Genomic DNA, 16559 nt, shown 5'->3' with positions numbered 1-16559 from the left:
CGTCCGGCGGACTACCCTCGGTTCTCGTGCCCGCACCGGGCCGTAGAGCTTCCCGATACAAGGACCCCATGAACGACTTCGCGCAGTCCCCCTCGCTCACGCTCCTTCCCGCGGTCGATGTCGCCGGGGGCAAGGCCGTCCGTCTGACCCAGGGTGAGGCCGGAACCGAGACCAGCTACGGCGACCCGTTGGATGCCGCAGGGGAGTGGGTGGCGCAGGGAGCGAAGTGGATCCACCTCGTCGACCTCGACGCCGCATTCGGCCGTGGCAGCAACGCGCCGATCCTGCGCAAGGTCATCAAGCAGTTCAAGGGTGTGAGCATCGAGCTCTCCGGTGGCATCCGTGATGATGCGACGTTGGAGGCGGCTCTGGAGAGCGGCGCCACCCGGATCAACCTGGGCACGGCCGCGCTGGAGAACCCGGAGTGGGCGGCCGATGTGATCGGCCGTTACGGCGAGGCGATCGCGGTCGGCCTCGACGTGCGGGGGACGACGCTCGCCGCCCGCGGATGGACCAAGGAGGGCGGTGACCTCTGGGAGGTGCTCGACCGCCTCGAGGACGCCGGCTGCAGCCGTTATGTCGTCACCGACGTCACGAAGGACGGCACTCTTCGCGGCCCCAACATCGAACTTCTCCGCGAGGTCACCTCACGTACCCCGAAACCGGTCGTCGCATCCGGCGGGATCTCGAGCCTCGACGATATCGCCGCGCTCCGCGAGCTCGTGCCGCTGGGCGTCGAAGGTGCGATCGTCGGCAAGGCACTCTACGCCGGCGCGTTCACGCTGGCTGAGGCTCTGGATGTCGCAGGAGACTGACGCGCACGCCTGCGGGCCGGAATCGCACAACCACGGCGATTCGGCGGGCGTCCCCTGGGAGGGGCGCAGCTTCGAGTCGAATCCGCACGCGTCGGACGACGGTTCCGCCGATCCCGCCCTGCTGGGCGCGCTGCTGCGGTTCCGTGCGGGTGAAGGCAGCCAGGTCGACGTGGTCGACGCCTTCCGTACCGCGCGTGTGCTGATCCCCCTCATCGCTGAGAAGGGTGAGGAGGGTGTGGCGCCGAGCGGTCTCACCGTCGACAAGACGCAGGAACTGTCCATCGTGACGGTCGCGGCGCCTGACGGCCGGCGCGTGCAGCCGGTCTTCTCGTCCGTGCAGGCGATGCAGGCATGGGATCCGACCGCGCGACCGATCCCCGTCGCGGCCGTTCGAGCCGCGTTGGCGGCGTCGGCGGAGGACACCGATCTCATCGTTCTCGACCCGACGTCAGAGACGGAGTTCGTGATCCGGCGTCCCGCGGTCTGGGCGATCGCTCAGGAGCAGCGCTGGGAGCCCAGCTTCCTGTCGACAGAGGTGTTCACGGCTCTCCAGGAGAGCGTGGCGCACGAACTGGCGGTGATCGACGTGGCGGTGGCTGCGGGCGATCCCGACGCGCGGCTCCGGGGCCCCGAGCTGATCGTGGTCCTCGAGCTCGTCGACGGTCTGGAGCGTGAGGTGCTCGATGCCGTGCTCTCGCGTCTCGCTCAGCGCTGGGCGTCCGATGATCGCATCGCTGTGCTCGCCGACTCGCTGACCGTGAAGCTCCGCCGCAGCGTCTGAGAACGTTCGCTACGATCGGGGCATGTCCCGCGGTCTGATGCGAGTCCTCGCCGTGGGCGCGCTCCTGGGTGGTGCCGCGACCGGCACCACGGGTTGCTACACCGCGTGCCCGGCGATCGGCTACGTCAACGGGGTGGTCGTCGACGTGAGCGTATTCCCGGACACCGCGGCCATCCAGTTCTGCGTGGACGCGGAGTGCTCACCGGCGCCGGGGGAGGACGAGACCTCCTCGACCAACCTGTTCGCGGCGTCCCGTCAGGACGACGGGACCTGGCGGCTCATGTTCGACATGTCGACACCGGAGGAGGTCGACATCCGCCTGTTCGACGCGCAGGGCACCGTCATCCACGAATCCGAGGAACCGATCGTCTGGACGCACGCTGATGGCCCGTGCAGCGGCCCCTCCACCGCGGACCCCCTGATCCTGGAGCCCTGATCCTTCGTCGCCGGAGATGACGGTCTCCACTTCGGACCGCGGGCGGGAACGGGAACGCGTCTCCGCGGGGAGGTGCGCGGTCCGATCGCTGCTGCCGGTGCTGATAGCGTCGGAGATCCGTGCAGGAAGTGAGGAGGTGGTATCCGTGAACGAAGTGACGTCGGTGCTCCTCCGGGGAGTCACGGTCGGGCGATAGGTCGTCCGGGAGCGCCGCATATCAGCAGCACTCCCGAAAGGCATGACCATGCACTTCACGTCTGAACAGAACCTCGACGGCGGCCTCACCGAGCGCGAATTCACCATCGGTGACATCTCCGGCATCATGTGGACGCCGCCAGCCGCTTCCTCCTCCGCGCCGGTTCGGCGCGGCGCAGGCGCGGGCTGACCTTGTTCGTGCGATCTCTGCCGGCGAAGGGCCGGGCGAGGAGGTCATCGACCGGCTGATACTTCCTCTCGTCGATCAGGCGGTGCCGGAATGGCAGACCACGCTCGACGAGGCTCTTGCCCTTCCCGAGATCGGCGAGCGGACGGCATTCTCCGGTGGGGTGATCGCAATCGGAGTACGTCTCGCCGCGATCGACTCACGCATCGTCGCGGCAGGCCTCTTCGCCAGCAGCTATGTGCCCCGTACGACGATGGAGGAGGCGCGTCGGGTCACGATCCCGCTGCATGTCCTCCTGCAATGGGATGACGAGGGCAACGACCGCCGGATGGCGCTCGACCTGTTCGACGCCTTCGGATCGACCGAGAAGACGCTCTACGCCAACATGGGCGGCCACACGGGCGTCCCGCAGTTCGCCGGCGAGGATGCCGCGCGCTTCTTCGCCCGCCATCTCGGCTCTGTCGGCGGCGGAGAATGCGCGGCTTCGTGAGCCCGTCGGTTGCGCAGGTCTCACACCTGCGCCGAAGCTAGTTGACCGGTCCGGTCCACTTCTCGCCCGGGCCCTTGCCGATCGGGTCGGGGATCGTGGAGGCCTCGCGGAAGGCGAGCTGCAGTGAACGAAGGCCGTCGCGCAGGGAGCGCGCGTGCATGTCGCTGATCTCCGGAGCGCCGGCGGTGATGAGTCCGGCGAGGGCGTTGATGAGCTTGCGCGCTTCGTCGAGGTCGATCTGCGCCGCGGCGTCCGGATCGTCGGCGAGCCCGAGCTTGACGGCTGCCGCGCTCATGAGGTGCACGGCGGCGGTGGTGATCACCTCGACGGCGGGTACATCGGCGATGTCTCGTGTGGCCGACGATGCGGCCTCCTCCTGACGTGCCCAGCGCTCTTCGCGCTCGCGTGCAGCCTCGTCCGGTGCCTGGTTCGTCACTTCGCCTTGCTTTCTGTTAGACTTTGGCGGGCTCCGGAGCGTCATGCTCCGGATCGAAAGAGGATTCACTTCCCACCCGCGCTTGCCGTTCAAGGCTACCGGGTCTTGCACTCCACCGGCTCCGTTCTCAAGACGGAACCGGCAGGTAGGGTGCGGGGCCGGCGTCTGAATGCCGGTGGGCGGGGACGATTCCGATTTCGCCCGTGATGCAGACAGCATCGCGGTGGCCGAATCACATCGTCTAAGGAGTTCCGCATCAGCGATCCCCGTACCAATGAGCGCATCCGCGTCCCCGAGGTCCGCCTCGTCGGCCCCGCGGGTGAGCAGATCGGCGTCGTCCGCATCGAGGCAGCGCTGCGCCTCGCGCAGGAAGCCGATCTCGACCTCGTCGAGGTCGCCCCCAACTCGAAGCCGCCCGTCGTCAAGATCATGGACTACGGCAAGTTCAAGTACGAGGCCGCCCAGAAGGAAAAGGAAGCTCGCCGCAACCAGGCGAACACGATCCTCAAGGAAGTCCGTTTCCGTCTGAAGATCGAGGCCCACGACTACACGACCAAGCTCAAGCGCGCCGAGGGGTTCCTCAAGGCCGGCGACAAGGTCAAGGCCATGATCCTTTTCCGTGGTCGTGAGCAGTCGCGTCCCGAGCAGGGTGTTCGTCTGCTGCGCAAGTTCGCCGAAGACGTTGCCGAGCTCGGCACGGTCGAGTCGAACCCGACCATCGACGGTCGCAACATGGTCATGATCGTGGCGCCGCTCAAGAGCAAGTCCGAGGCCAAGCAGGAGCAGAATGCGGTTCGCGACGCGCAGCGCGCGGCGAACAAGCAGGCTTCGCGCGACGCGAAGAACGAGTCGGACGCACCGGCCGCGGCTCCGGCGGAGTGACTCCCGCCCCCAGAACTCCCGCACCGCGGGTTGACACCGTCGCCTGAGAAGGCGCCATACGAAGGAAGAGAAGATGCCGAAGCAGAAGACCCACTCGGGTGCTAAGAAGCGCTTCAAGATCACCGGAAGCGGAAAGCTGAAGAAGCAGCAGGCCGGGATGCGCCACAACCTCGAGCACAAGTCGAGCCGTCGCACCCGTCGTCTGAACCAGGACCAGGTGCTGTCGAAGGCTGACACCAAGGTCGCGAAGAAGCTTCTCGGTCGCTGACGCGCGCCGAACGCACGAATAGGAACACAGGAAAATGGCAAGAGTCAAGCGGGCAGTAAACGCCCACAAGAAGCGCCGGGTCATCCTCGAGCGCGCCTCCGGTTACCGCGGACAGCGTTCGCGCCTGTACCGGAAGGCCAAAGAGCAGGTCATCCACTCGCTGGTCTACTCGTACCGTGACCGTCGCAAGCGCAAGGGTGACTTCCGTCGCCTGTGGATCCAGCGCATCAACGCTGCGGCTCGCCAGAACGGCATGACCTACAACCGCTTCATCCAGGGCCTCGGCATCGCCGGTGTCACGGTGGACCGTCGCATGCTCGCCGACCTCGCGGTCAACGACGCGGCGACGTTCACGACGCTGGTCGAGACGGCGAAGAAGGCTCTGCCCTCCGACGTCAACGCACCGAAGTCGGCTGCGTAAGCACCTCTTCACACAGGGCGCTCTCCTTCGGGAGGGCGCCCTGTGGCGTTTCTGGATGCAATGCGGCCCACGGCCCGCGTGACTCCCATGTCGATCAGGGAGGTCGCGGCGACCGCGATCGCGTACACGGCGAGGTCCCGCAGGTCGAAGCCGGAGCCGAGGACGAGTCGGATCGGCGGGAACATCGCTCCCCATTCGCGCGGAAGGCCGGTGAGCTGGAGCAGCTCGACGCCGGCGCAGACCACGAAGGACAGGAACGCCACAGCGGGACGAGGCCATCGCGGGGCGACGAGGGCCACGAGCAGGTAGATGAGCACGGCGTACAGCGCGTCGCCCGCGATGTCGCCGACCGCACCGCTCATGCCGCGATGGACGACCAGACCGATCCCGACCGTCGCGACAGCGAGAACGGCGAGGGCGACCCGCCGACGAGAGGTGTTCGCAGCAGCGCTGTGGGTCATCCCGGCACCTTATCCCGATGGTGCGGGAACCAGCCCGGCGTTCCCTAGACTGTGATCGTGCTGGAGAACCCCCGTTCGCCCCGAGTCCGAGCCGTCGCGAAGCTGACCAAACGAAGCGCGAGGACCGAGACGGGCCTGTTCCTTCTGGAAGGCCCGCAGTCCGTGCGCGAAGCGCTCACCTATCGTCCCGAGGCGATCGTCGAGCTGTTCGCGACGCCCAACGGGTGGGAGCGGCACCCCGACATCCGCGCGAAGGCCGCCGATGCCGACATCGACGTCGAGTACGTCACCGAGTACGTCCTCAACGCGATGGCCGACACCGTCACTCCGCAGGGACTCGTGGCGGTGGTGCAGCAGACACCGACCTCCGTGCGCGACATCTTCGACGCCGCGCCGCGACTGGTGGCGATCTGCGAAGAGGTGCGCGATCCCGGCAATCTCGGCACGATCATCCGGGCGGCGGATGCGGCGGGCGCCGATGCCGTCGTGCTCACGGGACGAACCGTCGATCCGTACAACCCGAAGGTGGTGCGTGCCACGACGGGTTCGCTGTTCCACCTCCCGGTGTCGGTCGGGGGAGACCTCGCCGATGTCGTCAAGCGCGCACACGATGCAGGTCTCCGCATCCTCGCAGCCGATGTGAAGGGTGACGATCTCCTGGAGGCGCGCGCCGAGGGCGTGCTCGCCGAGCCCACCGGATGGCTCTTCGGGAACGAGGCGCGGGGGCTCGAAGACGATGCGCTGGCCCTCGCCGACCAGGTGCTCAAGCTGCCCATCTTCGGTCGTGCCGAATCCCTCAACCTGGCGACGGCCGCCAGCGTGTGCCTCTACGAGAGTGCATTTGCACAGCGTGCGTCCGCTGGCGACTGAGTTCTCGGGCGCCGAGGGAAGCAGGAAGCGGAGTCGATGAGGATTCTGATCGTCGAGGACGACGACCGGGTCGCCGGGGCGCTCGAGGCCTTCCTCGGACGGTCGGGATACGCGACTGTGCGCGCGGCGGACGGCGCTGCCGCGCTGGGCATGCTGGGAGCCGACACCGAGGTGGTCCTCCTCGACCTCGGTCTCCCCGACATCGACGGCGTCGACCTGTGCCGTCGCATCCGGGGGCGCTCGGAGGTTCCGATCGTGATCGTGACCGCCCGCAACCAGGTCGCCGAACGCATCAAGGGACTGCGCGCGGGCGCGGATGACTTCGTCGTGAAGCCCTATGACGTGCACGAGCTCCTCGCCAGGATCGAGGCGGTCACTCGGAGGTCGAGGCCGATGAGACCGGAGGCCGACGCCCGGGTGCTGCTGCACGACGGCCATGTCGACATCGACCTCGTCGCCCGTCAGGTGCTCGTCGACGGCACGGCGATCGACCTCACACGCAAGGAGTTCGACATCGTCGCCGTCCTCGCCCGATACCCGGGGGTGGCGGTGCCGAAGGAGCGCCTGATCCGTGAGGTATGGAACACCGACTGGCGCGGGTTCGGGCACTCGCTCGAGGTGCACGTCGGAGCGATCAGGAAGAAGACCGGAGTCCGTGGGGTCATCGAGACCGTGCGCGGAGTCGGCTACCGTCTTGCGGGGTCCTGAGCCATGCGGCGCCGTCTGATCATCGTCTTCCTCGTGCCGCTCGTCGCGATCCTGGCCGCGCTCGGCGGCGCAGCCGGATGGAGTGCGGCGCACAGCGTCCAGCAGGCGTTCTACACGCAGCAGCTCGGCGACCTCGGGTATTTCGTCACGAGTGCGCGTCAGGCCCTGCGGTCCGGCAGCGCCGCCGTGATCGACGCCGAGGTGGCGCGCTTCCGCGAGGTGTACGGAATCGAGGTCACGGTCTTCGATCTCGGCGGCAATGTCTGGGCGGCGGGGGAGCAGGACCCGGCCGCGCTCCGGGACGAGGACGCCGAGCGGGTCAGACTCGCGCTTTCCGGGCGGCGCGCCGAGCAGCCGACGGTCCTGTTCCCGTGGACCGTCGCGGACGCCGCCCTGGCCGAGCCGGTGTTCGACGACGGGGACGTGATCGGTGCCGTGCTGGTGGCCGGAGATGTGGAGGCGCCGCGCGCGGCGATCCTTCAGCAGATCCTGCTCATCTCGGCGATCGCGCTGGTGCTGGTCGCCCTCGGGGTGCTGCTCGTGTTCCGGCTCGCCCGGTGGGTGCTGTCGCCGGTGCGACGGCTCGACGAGGCGATGGTGGCGATCGAGCGGGGCGAGATGGACGCGCGTGTCGCCGCCGACGACGGTCCGCCGGAGCTGCGCCGCATGGCGCAGGTCTTCAACGGCATGGCCGACGAGATCGAGCGTGTGATGACGCGGCAGCAGGAGTTCGCGCTGAATGCCTCCCACGAGCTGCGCAACCCCCTCAACGCCCTGCTCCTGCGCGTCGAGCATCTGGCGACGGGACTGGGGAAGGAGTGGCAGGGTGATGTCGAGGAGACGCGGGAAGAGGGGCGACGGATGACCCGCATCCTCGAAACGCTCCTCGGGCTGGCTCGTGGGGGACGAGGCGACTCGACCATCTCGGCGGTCGACCTCGCGACGCTCGCCGCTCGCCGACGGGACGCGTGGCGCGACGTCGCCGCCCAGCGCGGGGTCGTCTTGCGTGCCACGGGGGTTTCGCCGGTGATGAGCGTGACCGACCGGACGATCGTGGAGAGTGCGCTGGATGCGGTGATCGACAACGCCGTGAAGTTCTCTCCCGAGGGCGCGCCGATCGAGATCGGTGCGGAACGCGAGGGCCAGGTCTGCCGGATCACCGTCCGCGATCACGGTCCGGGGCTGACGGAGGAGCAGGCCGCGGCGGCGACCGACCGGTTCTGGCGCAGTGCCGACAGCGGGGACACCCCGGGGTCCGGACTCGGCCTCGCCATCGCGAGTGACCTGCTCGCCACGGTCGGCGGCGAATTGGCCGTCGCTGCGGCGGAGGGCGGCGGTCTCGCTGTCACACTCGTGCTCCACGATGGGACGACCCCGTGACGGCCGGCGTGCGACGGTTGCTCGCCGGCGCGAGCGCTCTCCTGCTGGCGGTCGGCGTGACCGCGTGCAGTCCGCGTGCGAGCGAGTGGACGGACGAGGAGTACGCCATCGCCAGCGGCGGGTCCACCGGCGTCTACTACGACTACGGCAGCCACCTGGCCGAAGACCTGTCGGACTCGTTGGATATCCGGATGGTCGCGCAGGAGACGGCGGGTTCCGTCGACAACCTGCTGCGGGTGAGTTCGGGGGAGGCGCTGATCGGGTTCGCGCAGGGAGACGCCGCGGCAGACGCGGTGGCGGGCTCCGGCGCCTTCGACCATCCGCTGGAGGTGCAGGCCCTCGCCCGCCTGTACGACGAGTACGTGCAGGTCGTCGTACGCGGAGAGTCGGAGATCTCGGGTATCGGGGATCTGGCCGGCCGCACCATCTCCCTCGGTGCGGAGAACTCCGGGGTGAACGTGATCGCCGCTCGGGTGCTGGATGCGGCAGGTGTCGATCTCGGCTCCGTGCGCAATCCCCAGCTCGACCTCAGCGAGTCGATCGAGGCGATGGAGCGTGGCGACATCGACGGCTTCTTCTGGGTCGGCGGGCTGCCCACCCCGGGGGTGGCCGAGCTCTCGGAGAGGTCATCGGTCCGCCTGCTCCCGATCGAGCAGGAGTGGGTCAACGAGGTGAACGAACGGTACTCGCACGCGTATCGACCGGCCGACGTCCCGGCCGGCACCTACGGCCTGCAGGATTCCGCGCCCACGATGGCCGTTCCCAACTATCTCGTCACCGCAGCCTCCACCCCGGACGCCGTCGCTCGTGACGTGCTCGCCGGATTGTTCGATGCACGTCTGCGCATCGCGGGGGAGGTGCCGACCGCCGCGCTGCTGGACCGGCGTTCGGCGATCTTCACCGGCCCCGTCCCGCTGCACCCCGGGGCAGCCGACTACTACCGGGATCAGCGCGGCTGACTGCTCAAGAAATCCTCAAGAAGTCTGACACCGTGGGTGGCGCTCTGCCATTGTGAGGTCGATCGCGCACGATCGTCGCCTGTTGCTCAACTGTCGTTGGGGAGCTGCAGCAGGACGATTCCGCGGCCCGTGGGGGCGGGCCGCGGGGTACCCATGCACAGCAGCATTGGTGCCGCGATCAGGTGATTACGAACGTGTAAATCTCACCGAGGTGCCTGGAGACCCGCGTCCGACGTGGCTAGTTTGGAGAAATGATGACCTCTGATACCCCGCTTGTCGTGGTCGAGAACGTCCAGAAGCACTACGGCGACTTCCAGGCGCTCACCGACATCGACCTGACCGTCAACTCGGGAGAGGTCGTCGTCGTGATCGGCCCGTCCGGCTCCGGCAAGTCGACTCTGTGCCGCACGATCAACCGCCTCGAGACGATCACGAGCGGCACCATCCGCATCGACGGCAAGGAGCTGCCTGCGGAGGGGAAGGGACTCGCCCACCTGCGTGCGGACGTCGGCATGGTCTTCCAGTCCTTCAATCTCTTCGCACACCTCACGATCCTCGAGAACGTGACCCTCGGCCCGATCAAGGTCCGCGGCCTCAAGAAGGCGGATGCCGAGAAGGAGGCGATGGTGCTGCTCGAACGCGTGGGCGTGGCGCAGCAGGCATCGAAGCTCCCGGCCCAGCTGTCCGGCGGGCAGCAGCAGCGCGTGGCGATCGCCCGCGCCCTCGCGATGCAGCCCAAGGTGATGCTGTTCGACGAGCCGACCAGCGCCCTCGACCCCGAGATGATCAACGAGGTCCTCGACGTCATGGTCGAGTTGGCCCAGGACGGCATGACGATGATCGTCGTCACCCATGAGATGGGCTTCGCCCGCAAGGCCGCCGACCGCGTCGTCTTCATGGCCGACGGACGGATCGTGGAGGAGGCGACTCCCGAGGAGTTCTTCACGCACCCGAAGAGCGACCGCGCCAAGGACTTCCTCTCGAAGCTCCTCACGCACTGACGCCCCCGCACCGACCACACAGACCCTGCACACACAGCACACGAAGGAGACGCACATGCGACGCACACGGACACTGGCAGGTATCGGAATCGCAGCGGCCGCGCTGCTGGCGCTCACGGCCTGCAACAGCGGCACGCCGTCCAGCACAGGAGCCCCGGAGGGCGGCGACGAGGGCGACACCTCCAGCAGCACGCCGTGGACCGTGCTGACCGACGTCAGCATCGAGGGAAGCCCGACGTTCGACCGGATCGAGTCGGCAGGCACGGTCAAGGTCGGCGTCAAGGAGGACCAGCCGGGTCTGGGGTACCTCGACCCGGTGACCGGCGACCGCACCGGATTCGACGTCGACATCGCCCGCTGGATGGCGGCATCGCTCGGCGTCGACCCGGAGAAGATCGAGTTCCAGGCGATCGCCTCCGCGAACCGCGAGCAGGCCATCGTGAACGGCGACATCGACTACTACGTCGGCACGTACTCGATCACCGACAAGCGCAAGGAGCAGATCTCGTTCGCCGGGCCGTACTTCGTCACGGGTCAGGGCCTCCTCGTCGGTGCCGACAGCGACATCAAGAGCGTCGATGACCTGAGCGCGGAGACGACCGTCTGCTCGGCGACCGGCTCGACGCCGATCCAGAACATCAAGACGAACTACCCCGACGTGCCCACCAAGGAGTACGACACGTACTCGAAGTGCGTCGAGGACCTCAAGAACGGTCAGGTCGACGCCGTCACGACCGACGAGGCGATCCTCATCGGCTACGCGGCCCAGGACCCGGACAAGCTGAAGGTCGTCGGAGAGCCCTTCAGCGAGGAGCGCTACGGCATCGGACTCGCCAAGGGCGACGACGCTCTGGCCGAGTACTTCAACACGCAGCTGACCGACGGCGGCAAGATCTGGCAGCAGATCTTCGACAACAACCTCGGCGCGTCCGGCGTCAAGGCGACCCAGCCCGAGGTCGACCCGATCGGTTGATCCCGGCGGGGCGGTCGACCCGGTCGACCGCCCCGCTCATCGGCACGAACCACCCGAGAACCCGAATCGACAGGAGCAGCAGTGGGAGTCATCACCGACCACCTCGACCTCTGGGGAGAGGCACTGTGGGGAACCATCGTGCTGTTCCTGGGTGGCGGCATCATCGCGCTGGTCCTCGGGCTGATCGTCGGAGCCGCGCGTGTGTCTCCGGTTCCGATCGCCCGCGCCGTCGGCGGCGTGTACGTCAACTGGATCCGCAACACCCCGCTGACGCTCGTCATGTTCTTCTTCGCGTTCTGCCTCCCGATCCTGCTGGGGGAGCGGGTGAACCCCCTGCCTCTGGCAGTGGCCGCTCTCGGCATCTACACCGCGACGTACGTCGCCGAGGCGCTGCGAGCCGGCATCAACACCGTGCCCGTCGGCCAGGCCGAGGCGGCGCGAGCGATCGGCCTGAACTTCGGACAGGTCATGCGCTACGTCGTGCTGCCGCAGGCGACGCGCTCCGTCGTCCCGCCCATGATGAGCGTCCTCATCGCCCTCATGAAGAACACCACGGTGGCTGCGGGCTTCTCCGTCGCCAACCTGGGGACCATCCGGGCGGCATTGAGCGAACAGGGGGAGAACGCTCTGGCCGTGCTGCTCTGGGTCATGGTCGTCTTCGTGGTCCTGGTGCTGCTGCTCGCCTGGGTGCAGCGCGTTCTCGAGAACAAGTGGAGGATCGCGCGATGAGTTCCGTTCTTTTCGACGTCCCCGGCCCCCGTGCCATCGCCCGCAACCGGCTCATCGGAGCCGCCACGGTCCTCGTCGTCCTCGCCGTGCTCGGCTGGGTCGTGTGGAGGCTGTTCGCCACCGGACAGTTCTCCGCCGAGAAGTGGAACATCTTCACGTTCTCCGCCGTCTGGGTCCGCTTCGGCGAAGGGCTGCTGGCCACGCTGGCCGCCTTCGCGGTCGCCGGCGTCGGGTCCATCGCGCTCGGCTTCCTGCTCGGCATCGGCCGCCTGTCGGAGCACGCCTGGGTGCGTGAGCCCGTCCGGTGGATCATCGAGGTGCTGCGAGCGGTGCCCGTGCTCATCCTGATGATGCTGCTGTACTACGGCCTTCCCGTGATCGGCGTGAAGATGCCGCCGTATTGGGCCGTCGTGATCGCTCTGATCGTGTACAACGGCTCCGTGCTCGCCGAGGTGCTGCGTGCCGGCATCGAATCGCTGCCGCGCGGGCAGAAGGAAGCCGGCTACGCGATCGGACTCCGGAAGACCGGGGTGATGTACTTCATCCTGATCCCGCAAGCCGTGCGGGCCATGATGCCGGTGATCATCGCGCAGCTCGTCGTGGCGCTCAAGGACACCGCGCTCGGATTCATCATCACGTACCAGGAGCTCCTCTACGTCATCAACCAGATCGGCAACCAGGCGCCTTACGGATCCCCGCTGATCCCCGCGGCGATCGTCGGCGGATCGATGTACGTGGCCGTGTGTCTCCTGCTCTCCTACATCGCCTACCGCCTCCAGCGCCGTGCCAAGCGCTCGCCGAAGGCCGGGCCGGCGGTACCGGATCCCCGTCAGCACGGGGGCGAGACGAACACCTCGCTCATCGTCCTGCAGGGCGACGGGTCCGAGGCGTCGCGCTGATCCGCGAAAGCGACCCACGCGCCCCCGGTAGACTCGATTCTCGTGTCAGAGTCTCTTGAAATCACCCCGGAAGCGGTCGAAGCCGCTGTCGCCGACGCCCTCGCGGCGATCGCCGCAGCCACCGACACCGCCGAGCTGAAAGCGGCTCGTGCCGCACACGTCGCCGACGGATCGCCGCTCGCGGTCCTGAATGCCTCGATGCGACAGGTCGCCCCCGAGAACAAGGCCGCTTTCGGCAAGCTCGTGGGTCAGGGACGCGGGCGGGTGACGCAGGCGCTGGCGGCGAAGGAAGCCGAACTGGCGGAGGCCGAGGTCGCTGCGCGGCTCGAGGCCGAGCGGGTCGACATCACCGCCGTGCCGTCGCGCACCCGCGTCGGTGCCCGGCACCCGCTCACCCTGCTCCAGGACCAGGTCTGCGACATCTTCGTCGGCATGGGATGGGAGATCGCGGAGGGGCCGGAGCTCGAGCACGAGTGGTTCAACTTCGACGCCCTGAACTTCGATGTCGACCACCCCGCCCGTCAGGAGCAGGATACGTTCTACGTCGACCCCACCTCCCGCCATCTCGTGATGCGCACGCACACGAGCCCGGTGCAGGTGCGTTCGATGCTCGACCGCGAGGTGCCGATCTACGTGCTGTGCCCCGGCCGCGTGTACCGCACCGACGAGTTCGACGCCACGCACCTGCCGGTGTTCACCCAGTTCGAGGGACTCGTGATCGACAAGGGCATCACGATGGCGCACCTCAAGGGCACACTCGATCACTTCGCGAAGCAGCTCTTCGGGCCCGAGGCCAAGACGCGCTTCCGCACCAACTACTTCCCCTTCACCGAGCCCTCCGCCGAACTCGACCTGTGGCACCCGACCTTCAAGGGCGGCGCGCGCTGGATCGAATGGGGCGGCTGCGGCATGGTCAACCCGAACGTGCTGCGCGCCGCCGGGATCGACCCCGAGGTGTACAGCGGCTTCGCGTTCGGCATGGGCATCGAGCGGGGACTGATGTTCCGCAGCGACGTCCAGGACATGCGCGACATGGCCGAGGGCGATGTCCGATTCAGCGAGCAGTACGGGATGGTGGTGTGATGCGCGTCCCGCTTTCGTGGTTGCGTGAGTACGTCGATCTGGCAGCGGATGCCACGCCCGAGGATGTCCTCGCGGCACTGGTGACCGTCGGATTCGAAGAAGAGGATGTGCACCGCTTCGACATCACCGGTCCCGTGGTCGTCGGACAGGTCGTCTCGCTCGAGGCCGAGCCGCAGTCGAACGGCAAGACCATCAACTGGTGCCAGGTCGACGTCGGCGAGGCGAACGGCGGCATCCGCGGGATCGTCTGCGGTGCGCACAACTTCGTCGCCGGTGACAAGGTCGTCGTGACGCTGCCCGGTGCCGTGCTTCCCGGTCCGTTCCCGATCGCCGCCCGCAAGACCTACGGTCACGTGTCGGACGGCATGATCGCGTCGGCGCGCGAGCTCGGCCTGGGCGATGAGCACAACGGCATCGTGGTGCTGTCCGATCTCGGCATCGACGCGCCCGTCGGCACCGACGCGATCGCTCTGCTCGGCCTCGATGACGTCGCGGTGGAGATCAACGTCACTCCCGACCGTGGATATGCCTTCTCGCTCCGCGGCGTGGCCCGTGAGTACGCGCATGCCACCGGTGCGACCTTCCGCGACCCGGCCGAGCGCGACTTCGCCGAGCTCCAGCCCGGGTCCGGGCACACGACCGTGGTCGATGACGTCGCACCCGTGCGCGGGAACGTGGGTGCGAGCGAGTTCGTGACCCGCGTCGTCCGCGGTGTCGACCCCTCACGTCCGACGCCGCCGTGGATGGTCGCCCGGCTGAGTCTTGCGGGCATGCGCTCGCTCGGCGTGCTGATCGACATCACCAACTACGTGATGCTCGAGCTCGGCCAGCCGCTGCACGGCTACGACCTCGACAAGCTCACGGGCGGCATCACGGTGCGCCGCGCCACTCCCGGCGAGAAGATGACCACGCTCGACGGCGTCGAGCGCGCTCTGCACGCGGAAGACCTCCTCATCACCGACGAGTCCGGCCCGATCGGCCTTGCCGGCGTCATGGGCGGTGGCACGACCGAGATGAGCGACACCACGCGGAACGTGCTGATCGAGGCGGCGAACTTCGACCCCACGACCATCGCCCGCTCGGCACGTCGACACAAGCTGCCCAGTGAGGCGTCCAAGCGCTTCGAACGCGGCGTCGACCCGCTGATCCCGTTCGTGGCCGCCCGCCGAGCTGCCGACCTCATGGTCGAGCTCGCCGGCGGCACGCTCACGGAGGAGGGTGGCGCGCTGTTCACCGAGGTCTTCGTCGGCGAGATCGAGCTCCCCGCCGGATTCGTGCAGGGGCTCATCGGCGTCGACTACTCCGACGACGAGATCACCGGTGCGCTGACCACCATCGGTGCCGATGTCACGGCGTCGGATGCGGGTTCCGGCTGGAGCGTGATCCCGCCGACCTGGCGGCCCGACCTCACCGACAAGTGGACGCTCGCGGAGGAGGTCGCCCGCATCCACGGGCTCGACCGCATCCCCTCGGTGCTGCCGACGCCCCCGTCCGGTCGCGGCCTCACCGCCGACCAGCAGGGTCGTCGACGCGTAGCCGATGCCCTGGCTGCTGCCGGTCTCGTCGAGACGCCGTCGTTCCCGTTCACCACCGAGGCGCAGAACGACCTCCACGGCTCTGCATCGGGTGAACACCTCCCGAGCATCCGCCTGGCGAATCCACTCGACGGGCAGGCGCCGTATCTGCGTCGTTCGCTCATTCCCGGTCTGCTGCAGACCGCGCACCGCAACATCTCGCGCGGACTCACCGACCTGGCGATCTTCGAGACCGGCGTGGTCTTCCTGCCCGAGCCGGGCGTGGAGTACGGCACGGACGAGGTGCCGCCGCTGGGCGAGCGCCCGTCCGATGAGACGCTCGCCGCCCTGAACGCGTCGATCCCGCCGCAGCACCGGTTCATCTCTGCGCTGCTCACCGGCCTTGTCTCCCCGCGTCAGCCCGGTCGTCCCGCCGAAGCCGCAGGTCTCGCCGAGGCACTGGACGCGGTCCGCGTCATCGCGGCGGCGGCCGGCGTCGACATCGACGTGGTCCAGGCCGAGCGTGCGGCCCTGCACCCCGGACGCACCGGATCGCTCCGGGTTGCCGGGGAAGAGGTCGGCTACGTCGGTGAGCTGCATCCCGCTGTGGCGGAGGGCGCCGACCTTCCGGGGCGCGCGACCGTGTTCGAGCTCGACCTCGACCGCATCCTGTCGCTCGCCGGTGGTCGGGTCGTCGCGGCCTCGCTGTCGACGTTCCCCGCTGCGACGCAGGACGTCTCGCTCACGTTGCCGGCAGACGTTCCGGCCGCGGACGTGCAGGCGGCTCTCGCCGAGGGTGCCGGTGCGCTGCTGGAATCGGTGCGTCTCGTCGACGACTATCGCGGGGAGGGCGTGCCGGAAGGGGCCAAGAGCCTGACGTTTGCCCTGCGCTTCCGTGCCGACGATCGCACGCTCACGGCGGCCGAGGCCACCGCGGCCAAGCTCGCCGGTGTCGAGGTCGCTGGGCAGCGCTTCGGCGCAGCACTGCGCGACTGAGCACGGGAGCACGACGCACCGCGCCGTGGGACGTACCGTGTCGTCGGTCAGACGATTCCGGTCGGCGCCGGAGTA

At 68.2% G+C, this 16559-nt stretch carries 20 protein-coding genes; 18 read left to right on the top strand and 2 right to left on the bottom strand.

What is annotated here, in order from left to right; all coding sequences use genetic code 11:
- Positions 1-68: 68 nt before the first annotated feature.
- The 5 genes from priA (at position 69) to GZ64_RS20160 (ending at position 2904) form a co-directional block, all read left to right on the top strand.
- The gene (priA, locus tag GZ64_RS0107305) at positions 69-815 is read left to right on the top strand and encodes a bifunctional 1-(5-phosphoribosyl)-5-((5-phosphoribosylamino)methylideneamino)imidazole-4-carboxamide isomerase/phosphoribosylanthranilate isomerase PriA (RefSeq protein ID WP_021199777.1); all 747 of its coding nucleotides are present in this window, start codon (positions 69-71) and stop codon (positions 813-815) included.
- Positions 799-1596 carry an SseB family protein gene (locus GZ64_RS0107300; RefSeq protein WP_029265653.1) on the top strand — a complete coding sequence of 266 codons (798 nt, stop codon included), beginning with the start codon at positions 799-801 and terminating at the stop codon, positions 1594-1596. Before priA ends, GZ64_RS0107300 begins: the two co-directional genes overlap by 17 nt.
- A 22-nt stretch (positions 1597-1618) precedes the next feature.
- Positions 1619-2032 carry a hypothetical protein gene (locus tag GZ64_RS0107295; protein WP_029265652.1) on the top strand — a complete coding sequence of 138 codons (414 nt, stop codon included), beginning with the start codon at positions 1619-1621 and terminating at the stop codon, positions 2030-2032.
- Between the two features lie 238 nt (positions 2033-2270).
- Positions 2271-2417, top strand: a complete 147-nt coding sequence (locus tag GZ64_RS20165; RefSeq protein WP_231479844.1) for a hypothetical protein — start codon at positions 2271-2273, stop codon at positions 2415-2417.
- An 82-nt stretch (positions 2418-2499) separates the two neighbouring features.
- Entirely contained in the window at positions 2500-2904 is a 405-nt protein-coding gene (locus GZ64_RS20160; RefSeq protein ID WP_231479843.1) for a hypothetical protein, read from the top strand.
- 37 nt (positions 2905-2941) lie between these two features.
- Here GZ64_RS20160 and GZ64_RS0107285 read toward each other — a convergent pair whose 3' ends face one another.
- On the bottom strand, positions 2942-3340 hold the full coding sequence (locus tag GZ64_RS0107285) for a DUF1844 domain-containing protein (RefSeq protein WP_017828562.1): 399 nt from the start codon (positions 3338-3340) through the stop codon (positions 2942-2944).
- A gap of 255 nt (positions 3341-3595) precedes the next feature.
- On the opposite strand from GZ64_RS0107285, the gene infC reads away from it, so the two are divergent.
- The 3 genes from infC to rplT all read left to right on the top strand — a co-directional run bounded on the left by infC (position 3596) and on the right by rplT (position 4911).
- Entirely contained in the window at positions 3596-4222 is a 627-nt protein-coding gene (gene infC / locus GZ64_RS0107280; RefSeq protein WP_096359486.1) for a translation initiation factor IF-3, read from the top strand.
- A gap of 73 nt (positions 4223-4295) precedes the next feature.
- Entirely contained in the window at positions 4296-4490 is a 195-nt protein-coding gene (gene rpmI, locus GZ64_RS0107275) for a 50S ribosomal protein L35 (RefSeq protein ID WP_017828564.1), read from the top strand.
- A gap of 34 nt (positions 4491-4524) precedes the next feature.
- Positions 4525-4911: a 50S ribosomal protein L20 gene (gene rplT / locus GZ64_RS0107270; RefSeq protein ID WP_021199772.1), complete on the top strand. Its 387-nt coding sequence runs from the start codon at positions 4525-4527 to the stop codon at positions 4909-4911.
- Between the two features lie 8 nt (positions 4912-4919).
- Here rplT and GZ64_RS0107265 read toward each other — a convergent pair whose 3' ends face one another.
- Positions 4920-5372: a ribosomal maturation YjgA family protein gene (locus GZ64_RS0107265; protein WP_081859693.1), complete on the bottom strand. Its 453-nt coding sequence runs from the start codon at positions 5370-5372 to the stop codon at positions 4920-4922.
- Between the two features lie 57 nt (positions 5373-5429).
- Here GZ64_RS0107265 and GZ64_RS0107260 point away from each other — a divergent pair, with 57 nt between their 5' ends.
- The 10 genes from GZ64_RS0107260 to pheT all read left to right on the top strand — a co-directional run bounded on the left by GZ64_RS0107260 (position 5430) and on the right by pheT (position 16484).
- The gene (locus tag GZ64_RS0107260; RefSeq protein WP_029260610.1) at positions 5430-6242 is read left to right on the top strand and encodes a TrmH family RNA methyltransferase; all 813 of its coding nucleotides are present in this window, start codon (positions 5430-5432) and stop codon (positions 6240-6242) included.
- A gap of 36 nt (positions 6243-6278) precedes the next feature.
- Positions 6279-6950 carry a response regulator transcription factor gene (locus GZ64_RS0107255; protein WP_021199769.1) on the top strand — a complete coding sequence of 224 codons (672 nt, stop codon included), beginning with the start codon at positions 6279-6281 and terminating at the stop codon, positions 6948-6950.
- Positions 6951-6953: 3 nt separating this feature from the next.
- Positions 6954-8330, top strand: coding sequence for a sensor histidine kinase (locus GZ64_RS0107250; protein WP_029265650.1), 1377 nt, complete (start codon positions 6954-6956; stop codon positions 8328-8330).
- A complete protein-coding gene (locus GZ64_RS0107245; protein WP_021199767.1) occupies positions 8327-9289 on the top strand; it encodes a TAXI family TRAP transporter solute-binding subunit in 963 nt (320 codons plus the stop codon). The genes GZ64_RS0107250 and GZ64_RS0107245 overlap by 4 nt, the downstream gene beginning before the upstream one ends.
- Before the next feature lie 254 nt (positions 9290-9543).
- Entirely contained in the window at positions 9544-10290 is a 747-nt protein-coding gene (locus tag GZ64_RS0107240; protein ID WP_029260612.1) for an amino acid ABC transporter ATP-binding protein, read from the top strand.
- Positions 10291-10345: 55 nt separating this feature from the next.
- The gene (locus GZ64_RS0107235; RefSeq protein WP_021199765.1) at positions 10346-11263 is read left to right on the top strand and encodes a glutamate ABC transporter substrate-binding protein; all 918 of its coding nucleotides are present in this window, start codon (positions 10346-10348) and stop codon (positions 11261-11263) included.
- Between the two features lie 81 nt (positions 11264-11344).
- On the top strand, positions 11345-11992 hold the full coding sequence (locus tag GZ64_RS0107230) for an amino acid ABC transporter permease (protein ID WP_021199764.1): 648 nt from the start codon (positions 11345-11347) through the stop codon (positions 11990-11992).
- Entirely contained in the window at positions 11989-12891 is a 903-nt protein-coding gene (locus GZ64_RS0107225; RefSeq protein WP_021199763.1) for an amino acid ABC transporter permease, read from the top strand. Before GZ64_RS0107230 ends, GZ64_RS0107225 begins: the two co-directional genes overlap by 4 nt.
- A 42-nt stretch (positions 12892-12933) precedes the next feature.
- Positions 12934-13974, top strand: a complete 1041-nt coding sequence (pheS, locus tag GZ64_RS0107220) for a phenylalanine--tRNA ligase subunit alpha (protein WP_029265649.1) — start codon at positions 12934-12936, stop codon at positions 13972-13974.
- The gene (gene pheT, locus GZ64_RS0107215; protein WP_029265648.1) at positions 13974-16484 is read left to right on the top strand and encodes a phenylalanine--tRNA ligase subunit beta; all 2511 of its coding nucleotides are present in this window, start codon (positions 13974-13976) and stop codon (positions 16482-16484) included. Before pheS ends, pheT begins: the two co-directional genes overlap by 1 nt.
- Positions 16485-16559 lie beyond the last annotated feature (75 nt).

Source organism: Microbacterium sp. Cr-K32 (assembly GCF_000708345.1).
In the GTDB taxonomy this organism is placed as follows: domain Bacteria; phylum Actinomycetota; class Actinomycetes; order Actinomycetales; family Microbacteriaceae; genus Microbacterium; species Microbacterium maritypicum_A.
This window is presented reverse-complemented; position numbering and strand designations above follow the sequence as displayed.